Consider the following 7,965-nt stretch of genomic DNA (forward strand, 5'->3'; position numbering starts at 1 on the left):
CGGCAGGCTGTCATCCGGCCGGTCGAGCCGCTCGGCGAGGAAGCGGACGATCTGCTCCGGGATCGCGGCGAGCTCGTCAACGCCTGCGGTGTACGCGGGGCTGAGCCCGGCATCGCCTCCGGCCCTCTCGGCCTCCTCGGCGAGTGCGGCGAGCTGGTCGCCGACACCGGCGAGGACGCTCTGCCGTTCTGCGTCGACCAGCGGCTGCTCGAACCAGCGGAAGCGGACGCTGCGGGCCAGGTCGCCGATGACGGGGAACCGCAGCTGGGTGGCGACGACGAGCCGGTCGAGCGTCTCTCGGGCAGCGGCGTCGTGTGGCGCCGCTGGCGCGGGCTCGCCGAGCCAGCGCTGCAGGATCGAGGTCGCGAGGGTGATCTCGGGAGAGGTGCGCTGCTGGGCCAGGAACACCCGGAAGACCGCTTGCTCAAGGTCCGGCGTCCGGTCGAGCTCCGTCACGCCGTAGTGGCGCAGCACGCGAGCCAGCTTGTCCCTGAAGGCTGCTGGCAGGCCAGCCCGGTCAGCGTCGAGGCTCTGCAGGTAGGTGTGGAAGTGCTCCTTCGGGCTGTGCACGAGCAGCTCGGTGTGACGTTCCTCCTCCACCGGACGGTTGCGGCTCAGCTCGGCGAAGTCTGCGACCAGCTCGAGGAGGTAGATCTCGTCCGCGATCGGGGCCGGGCCGGCGGCGACAGTCTCGTCCCGCGCGGCGAGATAGGAGGTCAGGCTCCGGTGCTTGCCGTTGTCGTCGCCGTCGAAGCCGAGCACGCCTGCCGACAGGTCGGCGACCCCACGAGCCAAGCGGTCCGGCAACGTGCCGTCGTCCTCGTCGCAGATGGGCAGGTCGAGGTCGACCGTCGCGTCGCCGTTCTGCGCGGCGCCGGCGCCGGCACCCGCCTCGGTCTCGTCGCCGGTCGGCTCGAGCCGGACGAGCGCCGCGCCTGTCTCGACCTGGCCGCCGACGCCGACGAGGATCTCCTTGACCCGGGCGGCAAACGGCGCGGCCAGCACCGTCTCCATCTTCATGGACTCGAGGACGAGTACCGGCGCGCCGGCGGCGACCTCGGCGCCCACCTCGACGGGGGTGGCGACGACCAGGGCGGGGGCGGGGGAGCGGAGCACGCCGCCCTCGTCACGGGACACCCGGTGGGTGACCCCGTCGACCTCGACGAGCAGGACCGGGCCGTGCAGGGCGGTGATGAGGCGGTGGTTGCGGCCGCCGACGACGATGCGGCTCTGGTACGCGTCGATCCGGTCGAGCTCGGCGTCGACGACCTGCCCCTCTGCGCCGCTGCCATCGCCGTTGCCGACGCCGTTCGATGCCCCGGATGCCCCGGATGCCCCGGCTGGACCGGATGCACCGGTCGTGCCGGCGGAGATCGTGACGCGGAAGCGCTGCGGACCCGTGCGCATGACGGTGACGTTGTAGGCGACGCCGCGCAGCTTGAGGTCGACGCCGCGACCCACCTGGTGGTGCACCTGGGGCCGCCCGCCGCGCGCCGTCTCGAAGAGGCGCGCGCGCTCGAGCGCCTCGGCCTCCTCGTACGCCTCGATCCCCGCCGCGACGAGGGCGATGCCGGAGTGCCGGTGGGACACGAGCCGACCCTCGGCGCGGACCCGGTCGATCCAGCCCGTGTCGGCGCTCCCGTCGATGACCTCGGGCTGGTCGAGCAGGTCGAGGATGAAGCTCTTGTTCGTCGCGCCGCCCTCGATGACGACGGTGGTCTCAGCCATGGCACGGCGTAGTCGCGCCAGCGCCTCGTCACGGGTGCGGCCGTAGGCGATGATCTTCGCGATCATCGAGTCGAAGTCGGCCGGGATGGAGTCGCCCTCGCCGACCCCGGTGTCGACGCGAATGCCCGGCCCGGACGGGAAGTCGAGCAACGCGATCCGCCCGGGGGATGGGGCGAAGTCGCGGTCCGGGTCCTCGGCGTTGAGCCGGGCCTCGATCGCGTGTCCGCGCTCGACCGGCCGCTCACCCTCCAGACGGCCCCCGTTCGCGACATGGATCTGCAGCTTGACGAGGTCGCTGTCGGTCGTCACCTCGGTGATCGGGTGCTCGACCTGCAGGCGCGTGTTGACCTCGAGGAAGGCGAAGAACTTCTCCCCGGGGTGGTAGAGGAACTCCACGGTGCCGGCGCCGGCGTAGCCCACGGCAACGGCCAAGCGCTCGGCCGCAGCCCGGACCTCGTCCACCTCATCAGGTGACAGCACCGGGGAGGACGACTCCTCGATGACCTTCTGGTTGCGCCGCTGGATCGAGCAGTCCCGCACGCCGATGGCCCACGCCGTGCCCTGGCCGTCCGCGATCACCTGCACCTCGATGTGTCGGGCGCCCGTCACGAGCCGCTCGAGGAAGACGACACCCGAGCCGAAGGCCCGCGCCGCCTCGTCCCGCGTTCGCTCGTACGCGTCGGTCAGGTCGTCGGCGCTCGTCACGACGCGGATGCCGCGGCCGCCTCCGCCCGCCGTTGCCTTGAGCATGAGGGGATAGCCAATCGAGGCTGCGGCCTCCTTGGCCCCCTCGAGTGTGGCGACCTCACCGCGCGACCACGGTGCGACGGGGACGCCGACCTCCTCGGCGATCAGCTTGCTGCCGATCTTGTCGCCGAGCTTGCGCATTGCCTCGGCGCTCGGCCCGATGAAGCTGACGCCGACCCGCTCGCACAGCTCCGCAAAGGCCGGGTCCTCGGCCACGAAGCCCCAGCCCACCCAGGCGGCGTCGGCACCCGTTTCCTTCAGGGCGCGCTCAAGAACGTCATGGTCGAGGTAGGGGCGGTTCGCCGCCGGGCCCAGATCGTAGGCGTGATCGCTCTCGCGGACGAACATCGCTCGTCGCTCGCCCTCCGTGTGCAGGGCGACCGTCTCGATTCTGGAGTCACTGCGGCCCCCCCCGCGATTTTCGGCGTTGAGGTCACGGACGGCATGGATGAGGCGCATGGCGGCCTCACCACGGTTGACGATCGCGATGCGAGAGATCATCGAGCGGTTCTCCTTCGGTCACCCCGGTCGGGCGCGTGACCCGAGTCACGCCACTATGGGCAGCCTTCCACTACCTGCCGGTGACCGGCGAGTACAACTCCGGGACAAATGCAATGCCGTATGCCGCTGGGCTTGCTCGCGCGCCCGACGCGCCGGCCCGCCGGCGGCTCAGACGGTTCGTCGCAGGAGTGGCGTCCTGCTCAGCAGCCAGCTGACGACGAACGAGAGGACGACGACCGCGCCGTTCTGCACGAGCAGGCCGGGCACGGTCGTCGCACCCGTCTGGTCCGGGAGGCCCAGGAGGCGGGAGAGCACGTACAGGACGAGCAGGTGGCAGGCGAAGACACCGAAGGACAGGTCACCGAGGGTGCGAGCCCACCGGGCCAGCGGCGCAGCCGCGAGCCGGGAGCCCGGGTGGACGAGGCCCCGGACATAGACGAAGAGCAGCAGCGCGCTCAGCCCCACGACCGGCCCCTGGTAGGAGAGCGGGCTGAGCAACTCCACGTCGACCGCAGTCGCCGCGGTGAGCGCCTCGCCGCGCGTCAGCTGCAACGGCATCTGGATGATCGCGAGAAGGGCGAGTAGACCGGTCACGTGGAGGCGCGCCCCCCGCAGCACGACGTCCCTCAGGGCGTAGCCGAGCAGGAAGAACCCGACGTACGGCACGAAGTGCGTGACGATGGTGGGCTCGAAGACCGGCAAGGGATCACCGAGCGCTCCGGACCATTTCCGCAGGATCAGGTCCGCCACCGGGACGGCCGTGAGACCGACGCCGAGCGGGATGAGGACCCTTCGGGAGTAGGCCTGGACGACCGGCCACAGGAACGGCGCGATGAGATAGAGCCCGAGGATGAGCCAGAAGAAGTACAGCGCCGTGTACGTGTTGCCCGCGATGAACCGGCTGGCGTGGTCCTGCCACGTCAGCGACGGGGCGCGCAGCTCGGCGAGTCCGAGGTAGACGACGTGCCAGAAGAGCAGCGGGATGCCGATGCGGGACAGGCGCCGGCGGTAGAACGCGATGGGCGAGGACTGCTGAGGCGGTCGCAGCACGAGGGCGCCGCTCACGAGGACGAACATGGGCACGCACCACTTCGTCGCGCTGATGAGGAACGCCGCGACGAGCCAGACCGCCGAGTTCTCCGGTGCTGCCGCGTACGTCAGGCCCGCGACGTGGATGAGCACGACACCGACCATGGCGGCGACCCGCAGGTAACTCGTGTAGGCAAGCTCGCGGCTGATGTCGACAGGGCGGGCGGACACCGGCAGGGCGCTCGTGGAGGTCACCGGACCAACCCTCTCGCATCGGCGCGACCTGCCCAAATCGGCCCGCCGACTCTGATCGAGTGAACAGCTTTCGGGCCGTTTCTTGTTCTCTCGATCAGGACGGCGGGGGCTGGGCCGGTGCCCAGGGCAGCTGGTCGGCGAGGATCATGCTGCTGCTCGGCCGCCCATAGCGCGCCAGCCGGTCGATCAGCTCCTCGAACGCCTCCATCGACGCCGTTGCGACGACGAGCACGGAACAGCCCTGACCCGTCACCCGGAAGAACTGCTGAACGTCGGGCCACGTTGCCACGTCAGGGTCGCGGAGCAGGCAGGTCGGCCCGTAGCAGTCCATGACGACGACCGCCCGGACCGGCCTCCCGATGCGCTCGAGGTCGACGCGTGCGTGGTAACCGGTGACGACGCCCGCTTCCTCGAGGCGGCGCACCCGATCGGCCACCGCTGGCGCGGACAGCTTCACCCGGCGGGACAGCTCGTTGAAGGACAGCCGGGCATCCGCTTGGAGCTCGGTGAGGATGTGCCAGTCGACGCGGTCCACGCCACTCATGATGGCGCGCCCCCAAGGCAATCGAGTGAACGGGAAATGCGCAAATCTCGTTCACTCGATTGCGGTCTTGGTTCTGACCCGCCCGGAAGCTGTTCTTTCGATCAGCTGGGACGGCGCGTGATCAGGGCGTGGGGCGGCCGATGCGCACGCGCCAGACCTCGGGGCCCTCCTCGAGGTAGTCCCAGGTGAACTGGTCCTTGTACTCCGCGTCGAACTGGTAGAAGAGGGGCTTCGGGTCGTGGTCGTTGACGAGCTCGAACCCGGCTCCGGGAGCGAGTGCGTGATACGTGTCGAGGATGAGGGTGTGGCGCTGGGCCGGTGCCTCCGAGCGGACATCGAGCTGGGGGTCGGTGGTCATGCTTCCTCCTTGTTGGTGAGTTTGGTGGTGGGTTCGGTGGTGGGTGCCTCGGTCGGCAGGGCGCCGGGTTCGGCGGGCAGGCGGGCGAGGTAGTGCATCGCGCCGTTGACCCGCTCGGCTTCGCGTGGTCGAGCGCCGCGGAGGGCCCACCACGCCTTGGCGGCCAGTCGGCTGGCCGCGTCCGGGTGTCCCGCCTGGCCGAGCGCCCGTAGGGCCTTCACGAGGACGTCCGTCGTCTCGGTGAGCGTGTCCTGCGCTTGCGCGCTCGAATCGGTCTGCTCGCGCACAACGCTCCTCGCAATAACGACGGTTCATCCCGTATTAAACATCTGGAGCGTACCCCACGCCCCAGCTCCCTCCGCGCGCTCCCCCGCCACCGCGTGGACACCAACTTTGCGTTTGCCAACCGATCCAGCCGATCGGGTCACGTTTGAAAGGCAACCATTCGCTATCGGTGCGTGACAGCCATTCCAAGCTCAGCGGCATACGGCCAATCTGGGGGGCATGGACGACGCACCCTTCAGCACGATCATCGAGCCGTTCCGGATCCACTCCGTCGAGCCGCTCACCATGACGACCCGAGCCGAGCGCCGCGACCACGTCAGGGCGGCGGGCTACAACCTCTTCCAGCTGCGCGCCGAGCACGTGCTCATCGACCTGCTCACCGACTCCGGCACCGGCGCCATGAGCCGCGACCAGTGGGCCGCGATCCAGCGCGGGGACGAGTCCTACGCGGGTTCGCCGTCCTATTACGTCTTCGTCGACGCGGTCCGGGAGCTGTTCCCCTTCGAGCACGTCATCCCGGTCCATCAGGGCCGCGCCGCCGAGAAGATCCTCTTCTCCGCGCTCGGCGGGCCCGGCAAGGTCGTGCCCAACAACACCCACTTCGACACGACTCGCGCCAACGTCGAGGCCACCGGCGCAAGTGCGCTCGACCTCGTCATCCCGGAGGGTCGTGAGGCGACGAGCGACCACCCGTTCAAGGGGAACATGGACCTGGGTGCGCTCGAGGCGCTGCTGACCGAGCAATCCGACGACGTCCCCTGCGTCATGATGACCATCACCAACAACAGCGGCGGTGGCCAGCCGGTCTCCTTGGCCAACCTCCGCGCCGTGCGCGAGATCTGCGACCGCCACGGCAAGCCGCTCTTCCTCGACGCCTGCCGGTTCGCGGAGAACGCCTGGTTCATCCGGGAGCGCGAGGAGGGTCAAGGAGAGCGCGACGTCGCCGACATCGTCCGCGAGATCGCCGGCCTCGCCGACGGGATGACAATGAGCGCGAAGAAGGACCCGATGGGGAACATCGGCGGCTGGCTCGCGATGAACGATGACGACCTCGCGCAGGCGTGCCGCAACATGCTCATCCTGACCGAGGGGTTCCCGACGTACGGTGGGCTTGCCGGGCGGGACCTCGAGGCACTGGCGCAGGGGCTGCGCGAGGTGGTCCAGCACGACTACCTGCGCTACCGGATCCGGTCGACCGCCTACCTCGGCGAGGCGCTGCAGAAGCGCGGCATCCCCGTCCTCACGCCGATCGGCGGCCACGCCGTCTACATCGATGCGCGGGCGCTCGCCTCGCACCTGTCGCCGCTCGACTACCCGGGCCAAGCCGTCGCCGTCGCTCTCTACGAGCTCGGTGGCATCCGCTCCTGCGAGATCGGGACGGTGATGTTCGGCCGCCAGCCCGACGGGTCGGAGGTGGCCGCGTCGATGGACCTCGTGCGCCTCGCGATCCCGCGACGCACCTACACGCAGAGCCACATCGACTACGTCATCGAGGTCTGCGAGCGGCTCGCCGCCGAGGCACCGTCGCTGCCGGGCTATCGCATCACGTCAGAGCCGCCCGCCCTGCGTCACTTCACCGCGACCTTTGAACCCCAGCGCGGCTGAGCGCCGGACGGAGGTGCTGCCAGGCCAGCGTCGCTGCGGCGAGTGCCAGGGTGAGCCAGGTGAGCGCAATCGCCGTGACCTCGTAGCGGTAGCTGAGGTCAGTGCCAAAGGCGACGCTGAAGACCACCAAGGCGACGACGGTGGCGAAGCCACCGATGACGAGGATCCATCTCAGCACCCGATGCGGACGACGTGATGGCTTGATCGCCAGGCCCATCAGCAGGAAGGCCAGCGCCATCGCCGTGTAGCCGACGTTCTCGAGGCCGATGAAGAGGCCGTCGGGGTTGTACTGCGTCAGCAGGCCCAGTCCGTCGGTCTCACCTCGGGCGAGCTTCGGCTGGGCGACGGTGAGCTGCAGACCGTAGGTGATGGCGAGAGTCGCCGTGGCGATGGTCGCGAGACCGGTCGCAGTGCGGGCGAGCACGACGCGGCCCGCCGCGACGGCATGCGCCTCGATCGCGATGAGCAGGCCGAGGAAGAGCACTGCGACGACGAGTGCGGGGTACATCCACACGTAGTCGCGCGGGACGAACTGCGCGGCGTCGGTGTACGGCGGTCCGATGCAGTCACTCGTGCAGAAGGGCCCGGATCGTGGCGGTGTGGTGACCGCGATCGCGAAGGTGATGAGCGTGGCTATCCCAGTCGCGAGGCTGAACCAGCCGAGTCCCGGTGAGGTGGTCGGACGAGGGGCGATGGTCTGATGCATGGTGACCTCCTGCGCCCATCGGATCCCGCCCCCGCCGCTGCCGCCAAGGGCCAAAGGGCCCGCGGCGCCCTGACTGCGCCCAGCGACATGCACAAGATGTCGTATGCCGCTGAGTTGCCTTTGCGACGCGGGGTCCGTTGCGCTGCAAGAAGATTCAAACAAGGAAAGTCGTTGCGAGCCCTTGACCGGGCAGTCGAACATTTGTTT

General features: G+C 69.5%; 7 protein-coding genes. 1 reads left to right on the forward strand and 6 read right to left on the reverse strand.

The window, feature by feature from the left end:
• The 5 genes from VIR15_RS16720 to VIR15_RS16740 all read right to left on the reverse strand — a co-directional run.
• Nucleotides 1–2,976: acetyl/propionyl/methylcrotonyl-CoA carboxylase subunit alpha (locus VIR15_RS16720; protein ID WP_331929785.1), on the reverse strand; the 2,976-nt coding region annotated here is incomplete at its 3' end.
• 168 nt (nucleotides 2,977–3,144) lie between these two features.
• Nucleotides 3,145–4,260: an acyltransferase gene (locus VIR15_RS16725; protein WP_331929787.1), complete on the reverse strand. Its 1,116-nt coding sequence runs from the start codon at nucleotides 4,258–4,260 to the stop codon at nucleotides 3,145–3,147.
• Between the two features lie 94 nt (nucleotides 4,261–4,354).
• Complete coding sequence (locus tag VIR15_RS16730) at nucleotides 4,355–4,804, reverse strand: Lrp/AsnC family transcriptional regulator (protein ID WP_331929789.1); 450 nt, start codon at nucleotides 4,802–4,804, stop codon at nucleotides 4,355–4,357.
• A 121-nt stretch (nucleotides 4,805–4,925) separates the two neighbouring features.
• The gene (locus VIR15_RS16735; RefSeq protein ID WP_331929791.1) at nucleotides 4,926–5,162 is read right to left on the reverse strand and encodes a DUF2249 domain-containing protein; all 237 of its coding nucleotides are present in this window, start codon (nucleotides 5,160–5,162) and stop codon (nucleotides 4,926–4,928) included.
• Nucleotides 5,159–5,449 carry a hypothetical protein gene (locus VIR15_RS16740; RefSeq protein ID WP_331929793.1) on the reverse strand — a complete coding sequence of 97 codons (291 nt, stop codon included), beginning with the start codon at nucleotides 5,447–5,449 and terminating at the stop codon, nucleotides 5,159–5,161. The genes VIR15_RS16735 and VIR15_RS16740 overlap by 4 nt, the downstream gene beginning before the upstream one ends.
• A 217-nt stretch (nucleotides 5,450–5,666) precedes the next feature.
• Between VIR15_RS16740 and VIR15_RS16745 the strand changes: the two genes are divergently transcribed.
• Entirely contained in the window at nucleotides 5,667–7,052 is a 1,386-nt protein-coding gene (locus VIR15_RS16745; RefSeq protein WP_331929795.1) for a tryptophanase, read from the forward strand.
• Here VIR15_RS16745 and VIR15_RS16750 read toward each other — a convergent pair.
• Nucleotides 7,021–7,758: a hypothetical protein gene (locus VIR15_RS16750; RefSeq protein ID WP_331929797.1), complete on the reverse strand. Its 738-nt coding sequence runs from the start codon at nucleotides 7,756–7,758 to the stop codon at nucleotides 7,021–7,023. The two genes, VIR15_RS16745 and VIR15_RS16750, sit on opposite strands and share 32 nt — an antisense overlap.
• Nucleotides 7,759–7,965 lie beyond the last annotated feature (207 nt).

Source organism: Intrasporangium sp. (assembly GCF_036566125.1).
Lineage (GTDB): Bacteria > Actinomycetota > Actinomycetes > Actinomycetales > Dermatophilaceae > Intrasporangium.

Coding starts and splice junctions, on each gene's coding strand:
- VIR15_RS16730 (WP_331929789.1), bottom strand. CDS start 4,804: ATGAGTGGCGTGGACCGCGTCGACTGGCACATCCTCACCGAGCTCCAA.
- VIR15_RS16735 (WP_331929791.1), bottom strand. CDS start 5,162: ATGACCACCGACCCCCAGCTCGATGTCCGCTCGGAGGCACCGGCCCAG.
- VIR15_RS16745 (WP_331929795.1), top strand. CDS start 5,667: ATGGACGACGCACCCTTCAGCACGATCATCGAGCCGTTCCGGATCCAC.
- VIR15_RS16750 (WP_331929797.1), bottom strand. CDS start 7,758: ATGCATCAGACCATCGCCCCTCGTCCGACCACCTCACCGGGACTCGGC.